At 37.6% G+C, this 22,311-nt stretch carries 24 protein-coding genes; 20 read left to right on the top strand and 4 right to left on the bottom strand.

Annotated features, from left to right (window positions below; genetic code table 11):
• Position 1: 1 nt before the first annotated feature.
• From V8G61_RS07905 to V8G61_RS07835, 15 genes are all read left to right on the top strand, one after another.
• Complete coding sequence (locus V8G61_RS07905; protein ID WP_394875001.1) at positions 2 to 1,432, top strand: SDR family oxidoreductase; 1,431 nt, start codon at positions 2 to 4, stop codon at positions 1,430 to 1,432.
• Positions 1,419 to 1,565 (top strand): DUF2256 domain-containing protein, encoded by a 147-nt coding sequence (locus tag V8G61_RS07900; protein ID WP_394875000.1) that lies wholly within the window; start codon positions 1,419 to 1,421, stop codon positions 1,563 to 1,565. The genes V8G61_RS07905 and V8G61_RS07900 overlap by 14 nt, the downstream gene beginning before the upstream one ends.
• Positions 1,535 to 2,845, top strand: a complete 1,311-nt coding sequence (locus V8G61_RS07895; protein ID WP_394874998.1) for a DASH family cryptochrome — start codon at positions 1,535 to 1,537, stop codon at positions 2,843 to 2,845. Before V8G61_RS07900 ends, V8G61_RS07895 begins: the two co-directional genes overlap by 31 nt.
• Before the next feature lie 12 nt (positions 2,846 to 2,857).
• On the top strand, positions 2,858 to 4,390 hold the full coding sequence (locus V8G61_RS07890; RefSeq protein WP_394874997.1) for a cryptochrome/photolyase family protein: 1,533 nt from the start codon (positions 2,858 to 2,860) through the stop codon (positions 4,388 to 4,390).
• On the top strand, positions 4,380 to 5,867 hold the full coding sequence (locus V8G61_RS07885; RefSeq protein ID WP_394874995.1) for a deoxyribodipyrimidine photo-lyase/cryptochrome family protein: 1,488 nt from the start codon (positions 4,380 to 4,382) through the stop codon (positions 5,865 to 5,867). The genes V8G61_RS07890 and V8G61_RS07885 overlap by 11 nt, the downstream gene beginning before the upstream one ends.
• Before the next feature lie 106 nt (positions 5,868 to 5,973).
• Positions 5,974 to 6,402, top strand: coding sequence for a hypothetical protein (locus V8G61_RS07880; RefSeq protein WP_394874994.1), 429 nt, complete (start codon positions 5,974 to 5,976; stop codon positions 6,400 to 6,402).
• Complete coding sequence (locus tag V8G61_RS07875; protein ID WP_394874993.1) at positions 6,399 to 6,671, top strand: TIGR03643 family protein; 273 nt, start codon at positions 6,399 to 6,401, stop codon at positions 6,669 to 6,671. Before V8G61_RS07880 ends, V8G61_RS07875 begins: the two co-directional genes overlap by 4 nt.
• Before the next feature lie 55 nt (positions 6,672 to 6,726).
• A complete protein-coding gene (gene folE, locus V8G61_RS07870; RefSeq protein ID WP_394874992.1) occupies positions 6,727 to 7,422 on the top strand; it encodes a GTP cyclohydrolase I FolE in 696 nt (231 codons plus the stop codon).
• A 3-nt stretch (positions 7,423 to 7,425) separates the two neighbouring features.
• Positions 7,426 to 7,650, top strand: a complete 225-nt coding sequence (locus V8G61_RS07865; protein ID WP_394874991.1) for a hypothetical protein — start codon at positions 7,426 to 7,428, stop codon at positions 7,648 to 7,650.
• Between the two features lie 140 nt (positions 7,651 to 7,790).
• Entirely contained in the window at positions 7,791 to 8,006 is a 216-nt protein-coding gene (locus V8G61_RS07860) for a hypothetical protein (protein WP_394874990.1), read from the top strand.
• Positions 8,007 to 8,027: 21 nt separating this feature from the next.
• Positions 8,028 to 8,711, top strand: a complete 684-nt coding sequence (locus tag V8G61_RS07855) for an SDR family NAD(P)-dependent oxidoreductase (RefSeq protein ID WP_394874989.1) — start codon at positions 8,028 to 8,030, stop codon at positions 8,709 to 8,711.
• A gap of 2 nt (positions 8,712 to 8,713) precedes the next feature.
• Positions 8,714 to 9,253: a glutathione peroxidase gene (locus V8G61_RS07850; RefSeq protein ID WP_394874988.1), complete on the top strand. Its 540-nt coding sequence runs from the start codon at positions 8,714 to 8,716 to the stop codon at positions 9,251 to 9,253.
• Positions 9,254 to 9,319: 66 nt separating this feature from the next.
• Complete coding sequence (locus V8G61_RS07845; protein ID WP_394874987.1) at positions 9,320 to 9,781, top strand: TspO/MBR family protein; 462 nt, start codon at positions 9,320 to 9,322, stop codon at positions 9,779 to 9,781.
• 10 nt (positions 9,782 to 9,791) lie between these two features.
• The gene (locus V8G61_RS07840; protein ID WP_394874986.1) at positions 9,792 to 10,259 is read left to right on the top strand and encodes a cell division inhibitor; all 468 of its coding nucleotides are present in this window, start codon (positions 9,792 to 9,794) and stop codon (positions 10,257 to 10,259) included.
• 12 nt (positions 10,260 to 10,271) lie between these two features.
• Positions 10,272 to 11,576, top strand: a complete 1,305-nt coding sequence (locus tag V8G61_RS07835; RefSeq protein ID WP_394874985.1) for a cryptochrome/photolyase family protein — start codon at positions 10,272 to 10,274, stop codon at positions 11,574 to 11,576.
• A gap of 90 nt (positions 11,577 to 11,666) precedes the next feature.
• Here V8G61_RS07835 and V8G61_RS07830 read toward each other — a convergent pair whose 3' ends face one another.
• Positions 11,667 to 14,129 carry a family 16 glycosylhydrolase gene (locus V8G61_RS07830; RefSeq protein WP_394874984.1) on the bottom strand — a complete coding sequence of 821 codons (2,463 nt, stop codon included), beginning with the start codon at positions 14,127 to 14,129 and terminating at the stop codon, positions 11,667 to 11,669.
• Between the two features lie 307 nt (positions 14,130 to 14,436).
• Here V8G61_RS07830 and V8G61_RS07825 point away from each other — a divergent pair, with 307 nt between their 5' ends.
• Complete coding sequence (locus tag V8G61_RS07825) at positions 14,437 to 15,855, top strand: fasciclin domain-containing protein (RefSeq protein WP_394874983.1); 1,419 nt, start codon at positions 14,437 to 14,439, stop codon at positions 15,853 to 15,855.
• A gap of 154 nt (positions 15,856 to 16,009) precedes the next feature.
• On the opposite strand, the gene murA is transcribed toward V8G61_RS07825, so the two are convergent.
• The 3 genes from murA to V8G61_RS07810 all read right to left on the bottom strand — a co-directional run bounded on the left by murA (position 16,010) and on the right by V8G61_RS07810 (position 18,321).
• Positions 16,010 to 17,320 carry a UDP-N-acetylglucosamine 1-carboxyvinyltransferase gene (gene murA / locus V8G61_RS07820; RefSeq protein ID WP_394874982.1) on the bottom strand — a complete coding sequence of 437 codons (1,311 nt, stop codon included), beginning with the start codon at positions 17,318 to 17,320 and terminating at the stop codon, positions 16,010 to 16,012.
• Between the two features lie 7 nt (positions 17,321 to 17,327).
• Complete coding sequence (locus V8G61_RS07815; protein WP_394874981.1) at positions 17,328 to 17,963, bottom strand: DUF4290 domain-containing protein; 636 nt, start codon at positions 17,961 to 17,963, stop codon at positions 17,328 to 17,330.
• Positions 17,964 to 18,027: 64 nt separating this feature from the next.
• A complete protein-coding gene (locus tag V8G61_RS07810) occupies positions 18,028 to 18,321 on the bottom strand; it encodes a DUF493 family protein (protein ID WP_394874980.1) in 294 nt (97 codons plus the stop codon).
• A gap of 73 nt (positions 18,322 to 18,394) precedes the next feature.
• Here V8G61_RS07810 and V8G61_RS07805 point away from each other — a divergent pair, with 73 nt between their 5' ends.
• From V8G61_RS07805 to V8G61_RS07790, 4 genes are all read left to right on the top strand, one after another.
• Positions 18,395 to 18,934 (top strand): AAA family ATPase, encoded by a 540-nt coding sequence (locus tag V8G61_RS07805; RefSeq protein WP_394874979.1) that lies wholly within the window; start codon positions 18,395 to 18,397, stop codon positions 18,932 to 18,934.
• Position 18,935: 1 nt separating this feature from the next.
• Positions 18,936 to 20,840 (top strand): ATP-dependent DNA helicase RecQ, encoded by a 1,905-nt coding sequence (locus tag V8G61_RS07800; protein WP_394874978.1) that lies wholly within the window; start codon positions 18,936 to 18,938, stop codon positions 20,838 to 20,840.
• A 43-nt stretch (positions 20,841 to 20,883) separates the two neighbouring features.
• Complete coding sequence (gene fmt, locus V8G61_RS07795) at positions 20,884 to 21,831, top strand: methionyl-tRNA formyltransferase (protein WP_394874976.1); 948 nt, start codon at positions 20,884 to 20,886, stop codon at positions 21,829 to 21,831.
• Between the two features lie 186 nt (positions 21,832 to 22,017).
• On the top strand, positions 22,018 to 22,290 hold the full coding sequence (locus V8G61_RS07790) for an HU family DNA-binding protein (protein ID WP_394874975.1): 273 nt from the start codon (positions 22,018 to 22,020) through the stop codon (positions 22,288 to 22,290).
• Positions 22,291 to 22,311: the final 21 nt, after the last annotated feature.

The raw sequence follows: 22,311 nt of genomic DNA, 5'->3' as shown, positions 1-22,311 counted from the left end.
CATGAAAATTCTAGTTACAGGTGCTACGGGATACATAGGAAAACGTTTAATTCCTTTGTTAGCTGATGAGGGCCACCACATTGTTTGTGCAGTGCGCGATACATTACGGGCAGAAAAAAGTTATATAGAAGATGATGATATTGATGTTGTTGAGGCTGATTTTCTAAAAAAAGATACTTTAAAAAATATTCCTGAAGATATAGACGTGGCCTTTTATTTAATTCATTCCATGTCAAATACCTCTAAAGATTTTGAAATCCTAGAAGAACGTTGCGCTGTTAATTTTAAAAATAGAATAGAACAAACGAAGGTAAAACAAGTTATTTACTTAAGCGGTATTACTAATGAAGATGAATTATCGAAACATTTGCTATCCCGCCAAAATGTAGAAACAAAACTTCAGTCAGACCATTATGCTTTGACCATTTTCAAAGCTGGTATTATTGTAGGTTCAGGGAGTTCGTCTTTTGAGATCATTCGCGATCTTGTTGAAAAACTACCTTTCATGATCGCACCAAAATGGTTACACACCAGAACACAGCCTATTGCCGTGCGCGATGTTTTAATGTTTTTGATGCGAAGTATAGGTCGTGAAGAACTCTACAACAGATCCTTCGATATCTTTGGCCCTGAAACCCTTACCTACAAGGAGATGCTTCTTCAATTTGCTAAAGTTCGTGGTTTAAAACGTTACATTTTAACGGTTCCCGTAATGACGCCTCGCCTATCTTCTTACTGGCTCTATTTTGTTACATCCACTTCCTATAAACTAGCCATTTCTCTAGTGGATAGTATGAAGGTACAGATTATTGGAAAGCCCAGTGAAATCAATACGCTTTTAAATGTTGATCCCATTAGTTATCAGGAGGCAGTCAAGCTAGCCTTTGAAAAAATTGAACAAAACAGTATTGTTTCCAGCTGGAAAGATTCTTTAGTGAGCAGTGGAAGGTTAAGAACCCATATGCATCGCTATATTAATGTTCCAAAATTTGGCTGTTATACAGACTATAAAGAGCGAAAGGTTACCAACACTCAAAAAACGCTAGATAAAATTTGGGGTATAGGAGGCACCAACGGCTGGTATTATGGTAACTTTTTATGGAAAATCCGTGGGTATTTAGATAAACTTTTTGGTGGCATTGGATTACGTCGTGGCAGAACGAGTCCGACCGAATTAAATGCTGGGGACTCCTTGGATTTTTGGCGTGTCATCTTTGCAGATAGAACAAAAAAACGCTTGTTACTTTATGCAGAAATGCGCCTGCCCGGCGAGGCCTGGTTGGAATTTAAAATTGAAGATGGACTCTTAAAACAAACGGCAACTTTTAGACCAAAAGGCTTGTGGGGCCGACTATATTGGTATAGTGTACTACCCTTCCATGGCTTCATTTTTAAAGGCATGATAAATAAATTGGTTGATGTCTCATCATAAACAACAACTACCACAAAAAATTTGCCCTTCTTGTGGCTTGCCCTTCAACTGGCGTAAAAAATGGCGCAACAACTGGGAAAATGTAAAATATTGTAGTGAAAAATGCAGACGAAACAAAACAACATCGGACTAGTTTGGTTTAGAAACGACCTGAGAACTCAGGACCAGACTGCTCTATTTCATGCTCGTGACAATCACAATTGCGTGATAGGGGCTTATTGTTTTGATCCAAGGCATTGTGAAGAAACTCCACATGGCTTTAAAAAAACAGAAAAATACCGTGCTAAATTCCTTATAGAAACCATTTATGATCTTAGAAAAAATTTGGCCAAACTTAATATCGAATTGTTCGTATATCTAGAACGTCCGGAAGATAAAATTCCCGAGCTTGTTCACCAATACGACATTGCTACTATTTATGCTCAAAAAGAGTGGACCGCAGAGGAAAAAAAAGTAGAGACCGCATTGAAATCTAAATTGCCCGAAAACGTCACCTTAAAAACCTTTTACGATCAATTTTTGTTTCACCCTGATGATATTCCGTTGGAAATTTCACAAATTCCTCAGGTATTTACGCAATTCAGAAAAAAACTGGAAAAAGAAGCCAAGGTGAGACCGGAATTGACCATGGAGAAAACCGAAAAAATATCCGACTTACATAATCCAACGGAAATTCCAAGTCTTGAAGATCTAGGATTCAAATCATTTGAAATTAACCCTCTTTCTGCTTTTCCTTTTATTGGTGGAGAAGATAGCGCCAACGAGCGCCTTTATAATTACTTTTTCAATACCAAAAAACTGGGTGTTTATAAAAAAACAAGAAATGGCCTGATTGGGACTGATTACAGTTCCAAATTTTCCGCCTGGTTGGCCAATGGCAGTATTTCGGCCCGTAGCATTTATTGGCAGGTAAAAAGATTTGAAAAAGAGTATTATAAAAACCAATCAACCTATTGGCTGATCTTTGAATTGATCTGGCGTGATTATTTTAAATACATAGCTCTAAAGCACGGCGATGCTATTTTCCGCCGAAGCGGCATTCTAAATAAAAATTATACCTGGCGAACTGACGAACGGGACATTCAAAATTGGATGTGCGGCAGAACCAGCTCTGATTTTGTTAATGCCAATATGATAGAGTTGGCCGAAACAGGTTGGATGAGCAATCGAGGACGCCAAAATGTGGCCTCCTTTTTTGCAAAAGAATTAGAAATCGACTGGCGGATTGGTGCAGCCTATTTTGAATCGCTGCTATTGGATTATGACGTTCATAGCAATTATGGAAATTGGATGTATGTATCCGGTGTTGGAAACGACCCCAGAGATCGAAAATTTAACGTAAAACTTCAGGCCGAACGTTATGATCCGCAAGGAAAATTTCAAAATCTATGGCTACAAAAATCCCTTTTTTAATTTGATCTTAAATTGAAGACTCTACGACTCATATTAGGCGATCAGCTCAACAGCAAACATTCGTGGTTTAGAACGGTGGATGACGAGGTAACCTATGCGCTTTTCGAAATGCGTCAGGAAACCGATTACGTTAGGCATCACATTCAAAAGGTCATCGGTTTTTTTGCAGCCATGAGACATTTTGCTGAGCACCTCACCTCTCGGGGTCATCAGGTGATCTATTATAAAATCAATGATGATAAAAACGATCAGGATCTTGTTGAAAACCTCAAGAAGATCATTTCAGAAAAAAGTATAAAACGATTTGAATATATCGCCCCTGATGAATACCGATTAGACAAACAACTTACTGACTTTTGCTCAAATTTGGATATTGAAACTGAATGTTATTCAGCCGAGCACTTCTATACGACCAGAGCAGAACTGGCAATGTTTTTCAAGGGGAAAAAACAATACCTCATGGAAAATTTCTACCGTGATATGCGTAGAAAACACGACATTTTAATGGTGGGTGATCAACCCGAAGGAGGAAAATGGAACTATGATAAAAGTAATAGGAATAAATGGAAAGGTGATACTCCAATTCCGCCTTATAAATATTTTCAAAATCAGGTTTCGGAAGTCGTTAACGATATTGAAAAGGCACAAATAAAAACCTTGGGGCATTTTAAAACAAAAACCTTCAACTACCCCATTTTACGAGACCAAGCGCTGGACCAATTAAAATATTTTTGCGAGCATTTGCTTATTCATTTTGGGGATTACCAAGATGCCATGCATACTGATCAGGAATTCCTGTTTCATTCCAGATTGTCCTTTGCCATGAACCTGAAACTCATCTCCGCCCAAGATGTGGTAAAAACAGTATTGAATTATTATAGAAAGAACAGTGAGAATATTGACATTTCTCAGGTAGAGGGCTTTATAAGACAAGTGATTGGCTGGCGGGAATATATGCGAGGCATGTATTGGGCATTTATGCCGGAATACAAATCTTTGAATACCCTGGAGAATACGAATACCTTACCTGAATTCTTTTGGACAGGTGATACCAAAATGAATTGTTTAAAGCAGGCGATTACCAATTCTTTGGATAATGGTTATGCACATCATATTCAACGCCTCATGATCACGGGTAATTATGCCTTGTTGACCCAAATACATCCAGATGAGGTAGATGCTTGGTATCTTGGTATTTACATTGATGCGATAGAGTGGGTACAACTCCCCAACACCAGAGGCATGAGTCAATTTGCTGATGGCGGCAAAATAGCAACGAAACCTTATGTTTCCTCAGGATCGTACATCCATAAAATGAGTAATTATTGCTCGGGATGCCAGTATAATAAGACTAAAAAAACAGGCAAGGATGCATGTCCTTTTAATAGTTTGTATTGGAACTTTTTGGATGATAAACGACCACAATTGGAAAGCAATTTCAGAATGAAAATGATGTACAGCTTGTTGAACAAAATGGATCAAAAACAGTTATCCGAAATCAAAGAAAAAGCAAAACATATTATAGAAAACCCCAATGAATACTAAACCTGAATTACATGTTGTTTGGCTAAAACGCGATCTCCGACTGGAAGATAACGAGGCGATCAGCAATGCGCTGGCTTCAGGCGGAACCGTTTTACTACTTTATGTTTTTGAGCCCTTACTTGTTAACGATATTCACTACAGTCAACGACACTGGGATTTTATAAAACAGTCTATTGTAGATCTTAATCAGCAATTAAAACCTTATAATTCCAAGATATTGGCAGTAAACTCAGATATTATTGCGACCGTCAACCAATTACTATCAAATTACAAGGTTAAAAACATCTACTCGCATCAAGAAACAGGAATTTTAGTCACCTATGAACGTGATAAATCATTTAAACGCTTTTGTACTAATAACTGGATCAACTGGCACGAAAACATTAACAATGGCGTTCAGCGCGGTTTAAAAAACAGAGCAAACTGGAAGGACCTGTGCGAAACTTTTTTCAGTATGGAAACCCTGCCTTTTAATCCCGAAGACGGGCAATTACTTTCTATAGAAGCCATTGAGCAACTGGAACGTTATTTTAAGGTCACGGATCTGAACACTAATATGGAGTCGCCGTTTCAAAAAGGAGGACGATCTACAGGGTTAAAGTATTTGAACTCTTTTTTTGAGTCGCGTCATGTAAATTACATGTTCCATATTTCGAAACCGGAATCGGCACGAACCAGTTGTAGCCGCATCTCGCCATATTTAGCTTGGGGTAACTTATCTATAAGGGAAGTCTACCAACAAGCCTATCATTTAAAAAAGGAAGCCAAAAACGCCAAAGCACTAGAGGCCTTTATGTCTCGATTGCGTTGGCAATCCCATTTCATTCAAAAGTTTGAAATGGAACATACTATGGAAGAAGCCAGTATTAATAAGGGTTTTCACCGTTTAAAGAAAGGGATATCCAAAAAATACCAAGAGGCCTGGCGAAAGGGACTTACAGGATTTCCTCTGGTTGATGCCTGTATGCGTTGTTTAATTGAAACCGGTTACCTAAACTTTAGAATGCGAGCTTTGGTCGTGTCATTTTTTACACATAATCTTTGGCAGCCCTGGCAGGAAGCTACATCTCATTTATCTCAAATGTTTTTAGATTTTGAACCGGGTATTCATTATCCACAGTTACAAATGCAAGCGGGTGAAACAGGTATAAATATGTTGCGCGTTTACAACCCTATAAAAAACAGTCTGGAACACGACCCTGACGCTTCGTTTATAAAAAAATGGGTTCCGGAACTTCGTGATCTGGAAACACCTTTCGCACACCAACCTTATTTAATGACGGAAATGGAACAACAGTTCAATGATTTTCATTTAGGAAAAGACTATCCTTATCCTATAGTCGACATCGATGAAACCAGAAAACGTGCGACAGAAACCTTATGGAATATGCGACGGGACCAACTAGTACAATCGGAACGTGAACGTATTCTTAAAAAGCACCTTAGCTCAAAAAACACAAATCACAGTAAATCATAGCTTTAACACATCCTAGTAAAGATGAAATGCTAGTATTTTGTTAATTTTGTTTAATTTTTTAATTAAAACATTAAACATTTTGTATATTTGAGTAAATATCTTGGTTATGATACTCAATAGCACATACAAAAACAAAGAAGAGAAACAGCTTTTGGAAGATGTTGTTGGCAAACCGTTCTCATTTTTTGAATCTCTTAAAATGGGTGGTATCGGCTCAAAACGTATGATCATCAGAGATGTGAGTCCTAACCTTAAGGAATTCATGAACAAGGTAGATGATATTAATTACGCCAATATTGAATTACGTAAAAGTGGCGTTCTCATTTACATCAATAAAGGGCTTCAAAACTTTACCTGGGCCATCCCCTATTATCAGTTAGTAATGTACAAAACTAATGGCGCCAGCATTCATGCACAAGGACGTTTTATTCAATTTAAGAATAACAAAACCTTTAAAGAAAATAAAGGGTTCTTCGAAAAAATGCTGGACGAAAAAATTAAATACGACCTGCAATATAATTTTCAATACATATGAATTTAAGTGTTGAAGAAATTGACAGGGTTATTGAAATGGCATGGGAAGACCGCACCACGTTTGAAGCTATTGAATTTCAATTTGGCCTAAAGGAACAAGATGTTATCGAGCTCATGCGCAACGAAATGAAACCCAGCAGTTTTAAAATGTGGCGGAAGCGCGTGCAGGGCAGAAAAACAAAACACGAAAAATTAAGAACATTCGAAAAAGGTCGCTTTAAATGTAGCAGACAAAAACAAATAACACACAACTCAATATCAAAACGATAACGTGCTTTGATTAGGGGTATGAGTTCCTTAAGACAGCACATAAAAAAGACAACTAATGATTACAGATTCTTTGAAAAAGAAAAAAAACGGTCAACACTTAAATGGATTTACAACTTCTGAAATTGGTGACGACCACCTTTACACCGGGTTAGAAACCCCAATGAAACCTGATGCCTTTAAAATTTCAGATGAAGAAAAAAAAGAGCGCATCGCCATCCTGTTTGAAGAAATCATGGATGTTATGGGTCTCGACCTCACAGATGATTCTTTGCAAGGAACACCGAAACGTGTTGCAAAAATGTTCATAGATGAAATCTACTCCGGGTTAAATCCTAAAAATAAGCCTAAGGTGGCTTTATTTGATAACAAGTACAAGTACAATCAAATGCTTGTGGAGAAAGACATAACCTTCTATTCGAATTGTGAGCATCATTTCGTTCCTATTATTGGTAAAGCACATGTGGCCTACATTTCTTCAGGAAAGGTTATTGGTTTATCAAAGTTGAATCGTATTGTACAATATTATGCAAAGCGTCCACAGGTTCAGGAGCGATTAACCAATCAAATTGCTAATGAACTAAAAACTATATTGGATACAGAGGATGTTGCTGTAATTATTGACGCAAAACATCTTTGTGTTTCTTCTCGAGGTATCCAAGATGATACTTCTGCGACAGTAACAACTTATTACGGTGGACAATTCAACACACCGGAGAAAATAAGAGAATTACAGAATTATATTAAAAATTAGATTATGGATTTAATTAACAAAGCTCTAGAATTTGAAAAAACAAGTTTAAGATCGTTATCAACAAGTGATCGCGTAAAACTCTCGCGTGAAGCTAAAAACCTGATTTTAAGTTTAAATGAAATATATAAGCGTAATCATGATGAAACGATCATGGATATTATGAAACGTTTAACAGCCATGAAACGCAAGGTTGAAAAACGTCTTAAGGGAGTTCCGTTAGTTGCTTAACATCAACTTGCAAAACCTTAAAATTTCCTTAATAAATTGAATATGAAAAAGTAAGTCTGACTAATTTTATTAACTTGCTGAATTGCCAAAAAATAAAAGATTTCGGCAACCACTGAACAAATAATTAGACAAACTAGTTTATGGAACTTATTAACAAGGCTTTAGAGTTTGAAAATAGGAAGCATACTTTTAAAACTACGAGCGAAAGAATAGAATCCGCAAGAGAAGTAAAAGAACTAATCTTAAGTTTAAATACGGTATACAAAAAGGAAAAAGATCCTGAGATTATGGATCTTATGAAACGTTTAACCGCGATTAAACAAAAAATAGAAAAAAGGCTTAAGGGTAGGCCATAACAAAAATTGCCCTGACACTTTATGAAAACAATCGTTATAATTGGTGGAAGTAAGGGCATTGGAAAATCCATCCTAAAAAAGCACCTTGAACAACATCAAGTAATTAATATCAGTAGAACGGCTCCGGAATTGAGTCATGAAAATCTAACCCATTATTCATGTGACATTCTGAAGGACGACCTTCCGGATTTTGCCAAAATAGACGGTTTGATATATTGTCCCGGGAGTATTAATCTTAAACCTATTTCACGACTTAGCACCGATGATTTCAAAGAAGATTTTGAAATTAATGTTATTGGGGCCGTTAAGGCCATTCACAAATACCTTTCAGTATTAAAACAAGGGCAGCAACCGGCAATTGTTCTATTTAGCACAGTAGCAACCAAATTAGGTATGCCCTTTCACAGTAGTGTCGCAGCAGCTAAAGCCGGTGTAGAAGGCCTGGCCAAGTCGTTGGCGGCCGAACTCGCACCAACAGTTCGTGTTAATGCCATTGCTCCTACGGTAACAGATACAGAATTGGCCTCGAAATTATTACGAAATGAAAAAATGATGGATAGCATGAAAGAGCGTCATCCTTTGAAAAAGTATCTAAATCCGGATGAAGTTGCCGATATGGCCGCATTTTTACTTTCCGATAAAGCAGCAGCACTTTCAGGTCAGATATTTGAAATGGATTGTGGCATTGTTAATTTAAAAATTTAAATATGAATCCCTTGAAAGCCTTTGCTTCTACCCTATTTTCTAATAAGCGTATGGAAAAAAAATTAGACATTACTAGCATTTACGATATCGCGATAAACAGTTTAGATGGAACACCTTTAAATTTAAAAGATTTTGAAGGAAATTTTATGCTGATCGTGAATGTGGCTTCTAAATGCGGGTTTACATCGCAATACAAAGATCTACAGGTTTTACAAGAAAAATACATTGAGGATTTGGTTGTTATAGGCGTGCCCTGTAATCAGTTTGGTCATCAAGAACCCGGCTCAGCAACAGATATTCAATCCTTTTGTGAGGTCAACTACGGCGTTACCTTTCCAATAACCGAAAAAATAGAAGTTAAAGGAGCTCATCAGCACCCACTTTACACCTGGTTAACCCAAGAAATAAATAATGGTGTTAAAGATTCAAAAGTGTTATGGAACTTTCAAAAATACTTGATTGGTAGAAACGGTGAATTGATTGATTATTTTACCTCAGCAACTGATCCAATGAGCTCCAAAATCACCAATCATTTGTCCTAAAGAAAGTGGGGAAAATTGTAAGATCCGAAATAATTTGATGCAGAAAAGGGACTCAATTCGTATCCAATGAAAACACTTAAATACCTCATTTTATTTTTGATCTTAAACTTCGGGGCCTTAGGTATTGGTATTTTGTTTATGAATAACGGACCACAATCTGCGTGGTATAGCGATTTAAATAAAGCCCCATGGACGCCTCCTGGATGGTTTTTTGGTTTAGCATGGACCACCATTATGGTTTGTTTTTCAATTGTTATGGCATTCCTGAGCAGTAAAGCAGATAAGACAAGACTCATTGTACTATTCAGTATCCAGTTTTTCTTGAATATCATTTGGAACTACATATTTTTCAACAAACATTTAATTGGTCTTGGTCTTGTAACGATCATATTATTAACTATTGTAGTTGGAAAATTTATTTTTGATTATAAAGGGATCTTGAAAACCAAAATTTGGTTAATCGTCCCTTATTTTGTTTGGCTTTGCATTGCTTGCTCCCTAAACGCGTATATCCTTATTAACAATTAATTCAATTAACGTGAAAATTTACACACTCCATAAAAAACAAAATTTGCCTATCAGTAAAGAAACGGCTTGGCAATTTTTATCAGATCCCAAAAACCTACAAACCATTACCCCGGATTATATGGGTTTTCATATTTTGTCTGGTGCCGACAGGCCTATGTTTCAGGGTCAGATCATCCAATATATCGTAACACCGGTTTTAGGTATAAAAACTAAGTGGGTTACAGAAATCACACATGTTAGAGAAGGCGAATATTTTGTGGATGAACAGCGCTTCGGACCCTATGACTTATGGCACCATAAACATTTCATAAAAGAAATTGAAGGCGGGGTTGAGATGGAAGATATTATAGATTACAAGATTCCATTTGGAGCTATTGGGAGACTGGCCCACCCCGTGGTTGTTAAACCAAAGCTTGAAGAAATTTTTTCATATAGAAAAGAAAAATTAGAATCACTCTTTGGCGTTTACAAAAAATAAAACATCCCTAAAATGAGTAAAAAAATAAACATATTTTGGTTTCGCAGAGATCTTAGACTCGATGACAATGTTGGGTTCGATGAAGCCTTAAGAGGTGGCTATCCTGTGATTCCAATATTTATTTTTGATTCTAAGATTTTAGAGAAACTTCCAAAAGATGATGCTCGGGTGACTTTCATACACAAAACATTGCAAGGAATGCGAGACACCCTTCAAAAGGAGTACAATAGTAGTTTGGCAATGTACCATGGTAAACCGGAAGATATCTTCAAAATGCTCTCAGAAACTTATGAAGTTGATACCCTTTATACCAATCGGGATTATGAGCCTTATGCCACAGAGCGCGATAAAGTGATCGAAAATCTGTTGAAGAAAGACGATATCAACTTTAAAACGTTTAAAGATCAGGTGATCTTTGAAAAAAATGAGGTGGTGAAAAAAGACGGTGATCCATATGTGGTTTATACGCCTTACATGAGAACATGGAAAGAAAATTTCAAAACCCATGATTTAAAGATTTCCGACACCAAGTCCAATTTAGATAATCTCATAAAGAATTCCAGATTACCTAATTTATCCCTTTCAGATATAGGGTTCGAAAAATCATCACAAACCATTGCAGATTACGATGTAAGGCCTACCGTAATCCAAGAATATGAGGCAACTCGTAATTTCCCGGCTTTGGATAGTACTTCGCATTTAGGACCTCACCTCCGTTTCGGAACCGTGAGCATTCGTAAAATGATCAAGAAAGCTATAGCTGAGAAGAATGAAATCTTTTGGCAGGAACTAATCTGGCGCGAATTCTTCATGCAAATCCTATGGCATTACCCCCATACAGTTTCAGAAAGTTTTAAATCGAAATACGATCGTATTGAATGGCGAAATAATGAAGATGAATTTAAAGCTTGGTGTGAAGGAAAAACAGGTTATCCCCTGGTTGATGCGGGTATGCGCCAATTAAACGAAACAGGATATATGCACAATCGCGTCCGCATGCTAGTTGGAAGCTTTTTATGCAAGCACCTTTTAATTGACTGGCGTTGGGGCGAAGCATATTTTGCTGAAAAACTCCACGACTATGAGATGGCAAGTAATGTTGGGAACTGGCAATGGGTTGCCGGCTCGGGAGTAGATGCAGCACCATACTTTAGAATATTCAATCCGACCTCTCAGATCAAAAAGTTCGACAAGGATCTGGAATACATAAAGAAATGGGTGCCGGATTTTCAGGAATTAACGTATCCGGAACCTATAGTGGATCACAAAGCTGCCCGGGAACGTTGTTTGGATACTTATAAGAAAGCCTTGAATTAAAGGCTCTTGAAAACGTTGCGATACATTTATTAATATCAGTTTATAATTAAAATTAAAGGCTAAAGGTAGAAATCCTTTAGCCTTTTTTTATTAGAGCTTCATGAATTTAGCTGTTTTTTCATGTGAGCTTTCGTCCCTGATCTTTATAAAATACAAACCACTTGGGAATTCTGCGACATTGATGGAACTTACATCGCCATCGGTCATTTTAGAAAGTAAGCGCTGACCACTAGTATTATAGACGTTTATAGTCGATTCAGTAGCGAATCCAAATGTTCTGATATACACTGCTGTAGAGGCGGGGTTAGGAAACACCCTTAATTCTAAACCGTTGATTGGATCTTCTGAAACTTTTGTTTTTGAAGCCAATTTAGCGGTTCCTCCGGTACATGTTATTGCATTATTAGCCGCCTCATAAACCAAAGACGCATGGGATACATTGTCAATACAAATATTAATAGTTAATGTTCCTTTTGCAGACAAAGAGGTTTGTAAAACAGCTACGCCATTGCTATCCGTGGTAGCTGTTACCTCTTCACTGAAGGTGCCAGAAAATGTACCAGTTACAGTGGCATTAGGAACAACATTTCCATTATTGTCTTCAATAGTCACTGAGGCTGTTCCATATTTTTGTCCTCTACCCGCACTGGCAGATCCTAGAGTTACAGAAGCGACCTGCATGGAAGTTGCCTGCCTCGTGGCTTGTCCGATAATAGTGATACTTGTAGAAGTCCCTTTAGCTCCAAAATCGTCAGTAGCCTCTGCTGTGAGATTAGAATCGCCCAAGGGTACCGTAAAATCCCTACTAAAAGGAGCGGTACTATCAATACCAAGAGATACACCGTTTGAAAAAAACTCAACTTGGGTTACCGTGCCATCAGGATCAGAAGTATTTGCTGAAATGGTTATAGTAGTATTCAGATCAAATGTAGCACCATCCAACGGATCAGAAATAGAAATCGTTGGCGCTTGGTTACCAGTCGATCCATTATCAGCTGCGTAGCTATCCAAGTTATCAAAATAATAGGTGTCGCCGGTAAAGGTGTTTGAGGCGAATAATAGAATCATCTTTGAAACGTCACCATCCGGTGTTGAAGGATCCGGACGATCCAATAATGTAAATGGCAAACGCTGCCAGGCATTATTAGTTTCAACTTTAGCCATATACCTACTATGTCTCCCAGAGGGATAGTTGGAAGCCGTTGCTAAAGGAGTTTCTAATTGCAGGATAATTTCTGTACCCACAGGCGCCGTTGTATATACATCCAGATAAAACTTTTTGGATTTATCCACATAATTGGAAGCATCGGTTATATTCGAGACACTATAAGTGATCAAATCGTATTGTTCCGAACTATTTCTAACATATGCACTACTAAGATTACTGCTGTTTACAACATCCGGCGATGGATTTGAAACTTCTGTTAAATCCCCTGTTGCAGATGCTAAAGTGGCTGTTCCTGGATCATCAAAATTCTCAAAAGAAAATTCCTTAATGTAGGGTGGTTCTACTTCAATATAATTTGAATAATTTTTTTCTGAACAGCCATCATTAAATGATGCTGAAACCCGTCCGCTGAAAGAGCCAAAATCAACTGTTACCGAAGCCGTTCCCTGACCACTTACTATGGTGGCGTCGGAAGGTACCCTCCAATTAACACTCGTTCCAGGAGCCAAATTTTCGATACTGTAAACCACACCTGTAGCCTGATTCGAAACTACGGCCTCCCCTGTAAAATGAGGTTTAAAACCGTCATAAACGCGCACATAATCTACTTCCATGGAAGACGGTAACATCGTATTGTCCACTGGTCCTCCAAGACTTCCGCCTACGGCCACATTAAGCAAAAAGTGAAAATCATTATCAAAAGGCCAATTATATGGGGATACATCGGCTATTTGTTTTTTAGAATACAGAATACCATCAACATACCAGCGAATTTCACCAGGCTCCCATTCGATAGCAAATTCATGAAATGCATCCGGGAAATTAGCATCCTTTAAAATATATTCATTTCCTTGATATTGATTGTTGGGATAAAGGTCACCGTAATGAATAGTTCCAAAAACTTCATTAGGATTAGATGCCACACTCTCCATTATATCAATCTCGCCACTCTTAGGCCAGGTTCCATAAGGCTCATCGGTTGACAGCATCCAAAAGGCCGGCCATAAACCATCACCATAAGGTAACTTTATTGAGGCCTCAAATCGTCCATAGGTAAAATCGCCTTTGTTCTTAGAGTTAATTCGCCCTGAGGTATATTGTGACCCTTTGTTACGCTCTTTTCGTGCAGTAATCTTTAGCGTCCCGTTACTCACTGTAACATTGGCCTCCTGGTAGGATTGTAACTCATTGTTTCCCCAGCCACAAATGCCCTCAGCACAACCGTCGCCTAATTGGTAATTCCATTTGGTCAGGTCTAAAGAATTGCCTGAAAACTCATCGGACCAGACAATATTAGGACATTGTGCTAGTGCTAAATGCATCCCAAATGTTAAAAAAATAAGATGTAAATAATTTTTAATAGTCTTTTTTGTAAAGTTGCTCATATTCTTAGGTAATTATTATTAATTCCTTAAACATAGATTGCGTTATAACTTTCTCCAAAAAATCCACCCATACAAAACCTATACATTTTTTGTTGTGTCAATTTATATAAGCCGCAATTTGTTGTAAATAAATTATTTAACACGGATAATACCCAAATTATAATGCCTCAGAATATCTTCAAAAACAATCGTTAAAATACAGAGGTTCCCAAAACCCATTCTTATTGCTTATATTTTGTTTAACCTTTTTTGGTTTTTGTTAAACAATTTTATATCTTTAAAGCATTAATAAAAAAAATGTATAATCATGAATACCATTAAGTTAAGTAAGAATCGCCCGAATCTATTTAAACTTCCTCTTCTCATGATCAGTTTTTTACTTATGACTTTGTCGTGTAGTAAAGAATCCATAAGCGATGCTCCAGTAAATGAAGTAGATCCTTCAATTACGGAAATTCTTGCTTCGTTCAACAACACGGCTAAACACGGAAAAGAAAAGTCAGATGATAACGATGTTTGGGAGACTGACGCCACATTCGAAATTTTGAGTGTTGCCCTTGCCAAAACTAAATTATCTAGCGTGGTATCTAAAAACCGACTAACCCTTTTAGCGCCAACCGACGAAGCTTTCATGGCGGCAGGAATTACGAAACAAAGTGTTGCAGATATTCCAAATATTGAGAATATTTTATTGTACCACGTCTTACCACAACCGGTTTATAGTTATGATCTAAGCTCCGGACCCGCGACTACAGCAGAAGGTACTGATGTTATTGTGAGCCTGAGTGACAGTGGCGTTATGATTAATGATGCACAGGTAACCACCGCCGATATTTCAGCTCGAAACGGTGTTATTCATGTCATAGATAAAGTTTTAATGATACCCTCAGGCAACCTGGTGGAAACAGCATTGAGCCAAGCTCCAGAGTTTTCGATCTTAGTTGAAGCTGCTTCAAAGGCTGGTTTAGCAGAAACGCTAGCCACAGGTGGTCCATTTACCGTATTTGCACCAACAAATCAAGCCTTTTTAGATTTATTGGAGGCTACACCTTATACGAGTCTGGATGATATCCCGGTTGATATGTTACAACAAATCTTATTATACCATGTTTTGGGCGGTTATACCTTTAGTGCTCAACTCACTAACGGATACGCAACCACTTTGAATGGAGCAGCCGTGAACGTTGATCTCGGTATGGCACCTGAAGTATATATTAATGATTCCAAGGTTTTAGCTACTGATGTTCAAGCCACAAATGGTTTGATACATGTGATTGATAAAGTATTGTTGCCACCAACCATGAATTTGGTAGAAATTGCGGCAAGTTATGAAAATGAGTTTACTGTTTTATTAGCTGCTGCGACCAAGGCAGGTTTAGGTGATGTCCTGATGGGCAATGGACCTTATCCGCAGCTTACAGTTTTCGCACCGACCGATCAGGCTTTTATAAACTTTTTGAACGTTGCTAATGCAGAAGAAGCTATCGCAGCTATTGAGACCTTGAACGCGGAAGATTTAGCACCTATCCTTCTTTATCATGTTGTTGAGGGTCGGGTATATTCAAGTGATTTAGCGAGTGGTCCTGTAACGACTTTAAATGGAGATTTCGATCTGGATCTCAGTACTTTAAGCATTAATGGAACTGTGAACCTTGTGCCGGAACTTTTAAATGTTCAGGCAACCAATGGGGTCATCCATGTAATAAATGGTGTTTTAACCCCTTAACAATATTAAAAAGCAATTGATTAATAGCGATTTGTAAATTTCTTTTATAAAAAGTCAATTGAATTAGTCGAAGGTATAACCGCCTCCCTGGTTATACCTTTATTTTTTTGTATTCGAATGTATTCAGATAAAACGTTTACCTCTAAGAAGTAATTTAAGCGATCCGTTCAATTTTTGCACCGATGGCACGTAAACGTTCATCAATATTCTCGTAACCACGATCGATTTGTTCTATATTCATAATCGTTGATGTACCTTTCGCTGAAAGCGCTGCTATCAATAAAGAGACACCGGCACGAATATCGGGCGATGTCATAGTTGTCGCCTTTAAGGTAGACTTGAAATCGTGACCAATAACAGTGGCGCGATGAGGATCACATAAAATAATTTTAGCGCCCATATCTATAAGTTTATCCACAAAGAACAAGCGACTTTCAAACATCTTTTGATGGATCAAAACACTGCCACGGGCTTGAGTCGCAACAACCAAAACAATACTCAAAAGATCCGGTGTGAATCCGGGCCAAGGAGCATCAGAAATGGTTAAAATTGATCCATCGATAAAACTTTGAATTTCGTATCCGTTAGTATGTGCAGGAATATGAATATCGTCACCAAGCTTTTCTACGGTAATACCCAATTTTCTAAAAACATTAGGAATCAACCCAAGATCATCCCAGGACACATCAGAAATAGTGAGCTCACTTTTGGTCATAGCTGCCAAACCGATCCAGCTACCAATTTCAATCATATCCGGTAGCATGGTATGTTCAGTGCCGCCTAAGGCCTCCACACCATCAATGATAAGCATGTTGGATCCTACACCTGAGATCTTGGCCCCCATCCGGTTCAACATCCGACATAATTGCTGTAAATATGGTTCGCAGGCCGCATTATAAATGGTTGTTCGCCCTTCGGCTAAAACGGCAGCCATAACAATATTGGCCGTCCCGGTTACTGAAGCTTCCTCGAGCAACATATAGGTCCCTTTTAATTTCTTGGACTCAACACCATAAAATTGGTCTTCACGACTGTATTTAAAGTTGGCACCTAATTTTATAAGACCTTCAAAATGTGTATCTAGTCTACGACGCCCTATTTTATCACCACCAGGCTTGGGTATATAACCCTTTCCGTAGCGCGCCAATAAAGGCCCAACGATCATGATCGATCCACGCAAGCCACGACCATCTTTTTTGAATGCATCCGATTCCAGATAATCCAAATTAACATCGTCGGCTTGAAACGTATAGCTTGATCGCGATAACTGATGAACTTTTACACCCAGGTTTTTTAATAAAATGATAAGTTTATTGACATCAACGATATCCGGAATATTATGGATCGTTACGATCTCAGGGGTAAGTAATACGGCACATAAAATTTGTAAGGCTTCATTTTTAGCACCTTGTGGTTTTATACTTCCTTTTAATTGATGACCACCTTCAATTTTAAATGTTCCCATAGATTATTTAGTAGCGCTTACGGTGTTTGCTTGATCCTTTTTTATGATGCGTTTTCTTAGCGTATTTAGTTTTAGTTCGCATTAAACTTGAGGCATCCGAAAGATCCTCATCTGTATTCTTTAAATTAATTTTTCCTCCTGACAATTCGTATAAATGATCATAGATCACTTCATCTTCAACCGTGTCTTTATTCCAATTTAAAAAACACTTTTTCATATGGTTAGCAATGGTATATTCCAGAGCCTCTTTAAGTTCGCCTTCTTCCCACGTATTAGCAACGTCGATCATGGTCTTTATATTGTTTCCGTAGAATCGATATTTTGGAAAATTTTGTGGATATTTCAAAGGGTCAGGACGCTCCTCAAATACTTCCCTGGTTGGTTTTTCATAAGGAGAATCAACATCCAACTCAAAGTTGGACATAATAAACAATTGATCCCATAGTTTATGCTGGAAATCAGGCACATCGCGCAAATGGGGTTGCATATTACCCATTACCGCAATAATAGCCTTAGCTTGTTTGTTTCTTTCGTCTTTATCCTTAACTGTTTTGGCGTGATTGATCATTTTTTGAAGGTGTCTTCCGTATTCAGGAATAATCAAATGTTCACGTTCCGTGTTGTACTCTAAATCGTCGATCAAAATAAATGTGTTGCTTAAAATTAGTGCATGTAGTTGTTATGCTCTCGCAAAATACAAAAAAAAACTATAGACTTATAACGCCTTCAACTTTTTCTGCGACTTCCTTGTATTTTTTGATAACTGTTTCGGGGTCTTTCATTTCTACATTAATAGAAACGCTGATATAATTACCGTTTTTAGATTCAGTAGTTTGAATAACCGCTCCCATATTGTCGAAAATATTTTCAATAATATTTTTTTTAAATGAATCCGATTTTATGATAAACTTATACAAGTACTCTGTTGGCCAACTGCTGGTATCATAGAGTTGTTCTTGTAGTTTCTTATAGAAGGCTTCAGATTTCGAAGATTCGCTCATAGTAATTTTTTAGAGTGCAAATATACATTATCGTGGGTTTAAATTCCTATTTTTACGGCTAAATTAACACCTTTTGAAAACAAAACGCATTGTAATAACGGGAGGTCCCGGAACCGGAAAATCAAGTGTTATTAATGCGCTCACTGAGCGTGGATTTACCTGCCTTGAAGAAATTTCAAGAGAAGTAACCTTAGAAGCTAAAAAACAAGGTATTGATCAACTGTTCTTAACCGAACCATTGCGTTTTAGTGAAGCCCTGTTACAAGGCCGATTGCAACAATATCATCAGGCCCATAATCTATCAACGGATACCGTATTCTTCGATCGTGGCATTCCGGATATTGTAGCTTACATGGATTTTGCTAAATTGAATTATCCTGAAGATTTCACAAAGGCTTGTCATAACCACCCTTACGATGCCGTTTTTATTTTAAAACCCTGGAAAGCTATTTATAAGACAGATAATGAGCGTTATGAAAATTTTGAAGATGCTATGATTATTCATAAGCATCTCGTAAACACTTATCAGTCATACAATTATCAGCTTATTGACGTACCATTTGACACGGTTGAAAAACGTACCGACTATATTTTGAATATTATCCACATCTAATATGGAGCATCCTGTAAAACTGCTGGAACGTTATTGGAACTTTACAAGTTTCAGACCCCTCCAAGAAGATATTATTGCATCGGTTTTGGCAGGAGATGACACCTTTGTATTATTACCAACAGGAGGCGGAAAATCGTTGTGTTTTCAAATACCCGCTTTAGTGAAACCAGGGATCTGTATCGTTATATCGCCGCTTATCGCTCTCATGAAGGATCAGGTAAAGGCCTTACAAAACAAAGGAATAAAAGCCATGGCGCTCACCAGCGGGATAGGAGCTTCTGAGTTAGATACCCTCTTAGATAATGCGATATACGGAAATTATAAATTTTTATATCTCTCTCCGGAACGTTTGCAACAGGAGCTCGTTCAGGATCGCATTAAACAAATGCCTGTAAACCTTATTGCTGTAGACGAAGCCCATTGTATCTCGCAGTGGGGAAACGATTTCAGACCGGCCTACAAGAATATTTTAAATTTACGTCAATTACATCCGACTGTTAATGTGGTGGCGCTAACCGCTTCAGCCAAACCAAATGTCGTGGAAGACATCATCGTCGAACTGGATTTTATGAATCCAAAAGTTTTTAAAACTTCTTTCTTTAGATCAAATTTAGCCTATATGGTCTTTCATGAAGAGGATAAATTATACCGTCTTGAAACTATTTTAAAGAAAAATAAAGCAGCTTCAATAGTCTATGTTCGCAATAGAAAAAGCACCCTGGAAACCAGTCAGTTTTTAAACGACAAAGGACTGTCGGCAACATATTACCACGGAGGATTACCATCAGCCGAAAAGGAACGTCATATGCTAGAATGGTCACAAAATCAAAAACAAGTTATGGTTGCTACCAATGCTTTTGGAATGGGCATTGATAAAGCCGATGTAAAAACCGTGGTCCACTTAAATCTGCCCGAGAGTATAGAAAGCTATTTTCAGGAGGCTGGTCGTGCTGGCCGTAATGAAAATAAGGCTTACGCCGTGATCCTAAAAAACAATAGTGATCCCGATATGGTTAAGAATCAGTTTTTAAAGGTTTTACCTGATGTGAATACAGTTAAACATGTATACAGAAAACTGTGCAGTTATTTTCAGATCCCTTACGGGGAAGGCGCTTACAACACCTTTAATTTCGATTTCACCAGCTTTTGCAAAACCTATAAGCTTCATACGATCTTAACCTATAATGCTTTGCTTATTTTAGACCGCAATAGTGTTATTAGCCTAGCCAAACAATTTAAAAATAAGGTTAGTTTGCAATTTAAAATTAATAATAAAGCCCTACTGAGTTATCTCGAAATGGATACTAAAAAGGCCCTGATCATTAAAGCTTTGTTGCGCTTGTACGGTGGTGTTTTCGATCAGGAAACACGCATCAATACCTCTAAAGTTTCAGAAAAGGCAGGGGTGTCAGAACAGGATGTGATTCAAATTTTAGAAACTTTGGAAAAGGATAATGTAATTCATTTCAAACACGTAAAAACCGACGCACAGATCACCTTTATTGAACCGCGAGAAGATGATATTACCATAAACAGAATTGCACCTGTTATTAGTCAGCAGAACCAATTAAAGCAAGAGCAAGTAACTGCCGTGTTAGAATATATTGAAAACGATGCCGTTTGTAAAAGTGTCCAATTGCTGAATTATTTTGGTGAAGAAAAGACTGAACCTTGTGGGATATGCTCAGTATGCATTGAAAAAAATTCCAATCCATCTGAAGAGGAACTTAAAAAACTAAAAAATGAAATTATTCTCTTGTTAGAACATTCTGATCTTTCATCACGAGAGATTATTTCCAAAATAGCTGGATCGGAAAACAACATTAAACAAATGCTTAAAATATTACTCGAGCAAGAGGTTATTAAAATAACTAAAACGAATACCTACACACTGAGTCATTTATAATATGTATTTTTTAGCGGCGCTGTGATAAAACAATAGTAAAGAAATGAGAGATTTAGAAATCGTTTTTATGGGCACTCCTGAGTTTGCCGTTACCCCTTTAAAAGCCTTGGTGGAAGAAGGCTATAATATTGTTGGTGTCATTACTGCGCCCGACCGCCCTGCCGGACGCGGACGAAAACTACAAGAAAGTGCAGTTAAAGTCTATGCCAAATCACAAGGTTTAAAGGTTTTACAACCCACGAATCTCAAAGATCCTGAGTTTCAAAATGAACTTGCAAAGCTGCAGGCTAATTTACAGGTAGTCGTGGCCTTCAGAATGTTACCAAAAGTCGTTTGGCAACAACCGGAATACGGCACCTTTAATTTACATGCCTCAATATTACCGAACTACCGTGGAGCAGCTCCAATAAACTGGGCTATTATAAATGGTGAATCTCAAACGGGCGTGTCGACCTTTTTTATTGATGAAAAAATAGATACCGGTGATATGATCCTTCAGGATACTATAACAATAGAACCTGATGAAAATGCCGGTAGTTTACACGACAAGCTTATGATGCTTGGTAGTGACCTCATTTTAAAAACAGTCGCCTTAATTGAAAAGGGTGAGGTAAAACCGATTCCACAAAAAGAAACTACGGCTATTAAGCCAGCTCCAAAATTAGATAAGGAGAATTGCAAGATCGATTGGGACCAATCTGTAATATCCATTTACAACCTCATTCGGGGTTTAAGTCCATATCCCGCTGCCTGGTGTACTTTAAAGAATGGTGATGAAACTTTGGATGTAAAAATATACGCAGCTAAAAAACAGAAAGAGGCTCATAAACTTTCTCCGGGAACAATTATTACGAGTAAAAAAGAACTTAAAGTAGCTGCTCTGGATGGTTACATTATAATTGACCAAGTTAAACTCCCCGGCAAAAAATTAATGGATACCATATCCCTTTTGAACGGGTACACATTTTCGGAGGAGGCAAAAATGCTCTAACCCCTTGTTAATAGTGCTTTTTTTAAATAACCTGTTAAATAATCTAAGCTTTATTAACAAATGATCCAAGTTATTAACAAAACCTTGGATTTCCCTTGCTATTACTTGCATGATTGCATAATCCGTATAAATTTGTAGAGGATTTAACAAAAAATGTTTAACCAATTAATTACTAAATTTAATATTATGAACAAAACAGATTTAATCGACGCAATGGCAGAACATGCCGGAATTACAAAAGCAGCTGCTAAAAAAGCTCTAGAATGTATGCTTATTGAAATCGAAGGCGCTTTACAGAAAGGAAACAGAGTTTCTTTAGTAGGTTTTGGATCTTGGTCAGTTTCTAAAAGAGCTGCAAGAGAAGGAAGAAATCCTCAAACTGGTGCGACTATAAAAATTAAAGCTAAAAAAGTTGTTAAGTTTAAAGCTGGATCTGATTTAGCAAATGCAGTGAACTAATTGAACCTGCTTTTTTAACAT

The organism is Gaetbulibacter sp. M240 (assembly GCF_043876815.1).
Taxonomy (GTDB): Bacteria; Bacteroidota; Bacteroidia; order Flavobacteriales; family Flavobacteriaceae; genus Gaetbulibacter_A.
The sequence above is the reverse complement of the archived record's forward strand: the minus strand, read 5'-3'. Positions and strand labels throughout refer to the sequence as shown.

Excerpts from the sequence above, each read along its gene's own strand:
- fmt (WP_394874976.1), top strand. The coding sequence starts at position 20,884 with ATGAGAGATTTAGAAATCGTTTTTATGGGCACTCCTGAGTTTGCCGTT.
- V8G61_RS07905 (WP_394875001.1), top strand. The coding sequence starts at position 2 with ATGAAAATTCTAGTTACAGGTGCTACGGGATACATAGGAAAACGTTTA.
- V8G61_RS07885 (WP_394874995.1), top strand. The coding sequence starts at position 4,380 with ATGAATACTAAACCTGAATTACATGTTGTTTGGCTAAAACGCGATCTC.
- V8G61_RS07860 (WP_394874990.1), top strand. The coding sequence starts at position 7,791 with ATGGAACTTATTAACAAGGCTTTAGAGTTTGAAAATAGGAAGCATACT.
- folE (WP_394874992.1), top strand. The coding sequence starts at position 6,727 with ATGATTACAGATTCTTTGAAAAAGAAAAAAAACGGTCAACACTTAAAT.
- V8G61_RS07810 (WP_394874980.1), bottom strand. The coding sequence starts at position 18,321 with ATGAGCGAATCTTCGAAATCTGAAGCCTTCTATAAGAAACTACAAGAA.
- V8G61_RS07800 (WP_394874978.1), top strand. The coding sequence starts at position 18,936 with ATGGAGCATCCTGTAAAACTGCTGGAACGTTATTGGAACTTTACAAGT.
- V8G61_RS07830 (WP_394874984.1), bottom strand. The coding sequence starts at position 14,129 with ATGAGCAACTTTACAAAAAAGACTATTAAAAATTATTTACATCTTATT.
- V8G61_RS07875 (WP_394874993.1), top strand. The coding sequence starts at position 6,399 with ATGAATTTAAGTGTTGAAGAAATTGACAGGGTTATTGAAATGGCATGG.
- V8G61_RS07895 (WP_394874998.1), top strand. The coding sequence starts at position 1,535 with ATGCAGACGAAACAAAACAACATCGGACTAGTTTGGTTTAGAAACGAC.
- murA (WP_394874982.1), bottom strand. The coding sequence starts at position 17,320 with ATGGGAACATTTAAAATTGAAGGTGGTCATCAATTAAAAGGAAGTATA.
- V8G61_RS07855 (WP_394874989.1), top strand. The coding sequence starts at position 8,028 with ATGAAAACAATCGTTATAATTGGTGGAAGTAAGGGCATTGGAAAATCC.
- V8G61_RS07790 (WP_394874975.1), top strand. The coding sequence starts at position 22,018 with ATGAACAAAACAGATTTAATCGACGCAATGGCAGAACATGCCGGAATT.
- V8G61_RS07865 (WP_394874991.1), top strand. The coding sequence starts at position 7,426 with ATGGATTTAATTAACAAAGCTCTAGAATTTGAAAAAACAAGTTTAAGA.
- V8G61_RS07825 (WP_394874983.1), top strand. The coding sequence starts at position 14,437 with ATGAATACCATTAAGTTAAGTAAGAATCGCCCGAATCTATTTAAACTT.
- V8G61_RS07880 (WP_394874994.1), top strand. The coding sequence starts at position 5,974 with ATGATACTCAATAGCACATACAAAAACAAAGAAGAGAAACAGCTTTTG.
- V8G61_RS07835 (WP_394874985.1), top strand. The coding sequence starts at position 10,272 with ATGAGTAAAAAAATAAACATATTTTGGTTTCGCAGAGATCTTAGACTC.
- V8G61_RS07845 (WP_394874987.1), top strand. The coding sequence starts at position 9,320 with ATGAAAACACTTAAATACCTCATTTTATTTTTGATCTTAAACTTCGGG.
- V8G61_RS07850 (WP_394874988.1), top strand. The coding sequence starts at position 8,714 with ATGAATCCCTTGAAAGCCTTTGCTTCTACCCTATTTTCTAATAAGCGT.
- V8G61_RS07900 (WP_394875000.1), top strand. The coding sequence starts at position 1,419 with ATGTCTCATCATAAACAACAACTACCACAAAAAATTTGCCCTTCTTGT.